Source organism: Rhizobacter sp. P2_G4, assembly GCF_056403575.1.
The window spans coordinates 1-1,152 of record NZ_JBFUFG010000035.1; the positions used below are offsets into that span (position 1 = coordinate 1).

The following is a 1,152-nucleotide window of genomic DNA, read 5'->3' on the forward strand; positions in this document are numbered from 1 at the left end:
GCCGCCACACCCCGTTCTTCAACAACTACCGTCCCCAGTTCTACTTCCGCACGACGGACGTGACCGGCGCGGTCGAGTTGCCCAAGGACAAGGAAATGGTCATGCCGGGCGACAACGTCAGCATCACCGTCAAGCTGATCAACCCGATCGCCATGGAAGAAGGCCTGCGCTTCGCCATCCGTGAAGGCGGCCGTACCGTCGGCGCCGGCGTCGTGGCAAAAATCCTGGAGTAAGGCTGCGTGACGACCGGGCTTGAGCCGTAAGGCCTCGCCCGGCCTTTACACCCTCGCGGTCGCAAGGCCGCATCGTTCTTTTAGGAATCGTCATGCAAAAGCAAAAGATCCGCATTCGCCTGAAGGCGTTTGATTACAAGCTGATCGACCAGTCCGCGCTGGAGATCGTCGACACCGCCAAGCGCACGGGCGCAATCGTCAAGGGCCCCGTGCCTCTGCCGACGCGCATGCAGCGTTTTGACATTCTGCGTTCGCCGCACGTCAACAAGTCGTCGCGCGACCAGTTTGAAATTCGCACGCACCAGCGCCTGATGGACATCGTTGACCCAACTGACAAGACCGTGGACGCGCTGATGAAGCTCGATCTGCCGGCAGGTGTCGACGTCGAGATCAAGCTGCAGTAATACCCTGATTGCAGGGCAGTTGCTGATAACTCGGCTTCTGCCCTACAATCGCAGGCTTTCCCGGAAACAGGTGCGTCCACGAGGGCGCCTTTGTATTCCAACCAGTCAGCCCGGCCAATCGATGTCGGGTATCGAAACAAAGGCTTCCAAACCGAAGGGTGCGGGGGCTGGAGAAAATTATGAGTCTGAGCAACCGTCTCGGTTTGCTGGGCCGCAAGGTGGGCATGATGCGCATCTTCACAGACGACGGCGATGCCGTGCCTGTGACGGTGCTGGATGTGTCCAACAACCGCGTGACCCAGGTCAAGACCGCAGAATCCGACGGCTACAGCGCCATCCAGGTGGCGTTTGGTGCGCGCAAAGCTTCGCGCGTGTCCAAGCCTGAAGCCGGCCACCTCGCGAAAGCGGGCGTCGAAGCCGGTGAGATCCTCAAAGAATTCCGTGTCGCTGCCGACGTGGCTTCTGGCTTCAAGCCGGGTGCCCAGGTGCCAGTGACCACCTTTGCTGTGGGTCAG

2 protein-coding genes and 1 pseudogene are annotated in these 1,152 nt (G+C 60.3%); all 3 read left to right on the top strand.

The features are described from left to right. Positions 1-233 (top strand): EF-Tu C-terminal domain-related protein (locus AC1DYS_RS32220; protein WP_477906170.1); only part of this gene is annotated, 233 nt, incomplete at its 5' end. 92 nt (positions 234-325) lie between these two features. Continuing rightward, positions 326-637, top strand: coding sequence for a 30S ribosomal protein S10 (rpsJ, locus tag AC1DYS_RS32225; protein WP_011831018.1), 312 nt, complete (start codon positions 326-328; stop codon positions 635-637). Positions 638-816: 179 nt separating this feature from the next. Then, a pseudogene (locus AC1DYS_RS32230) lies at positions 817-1,152 on the top strand (50S ribosomal protein L3); the annotation flags it as partial.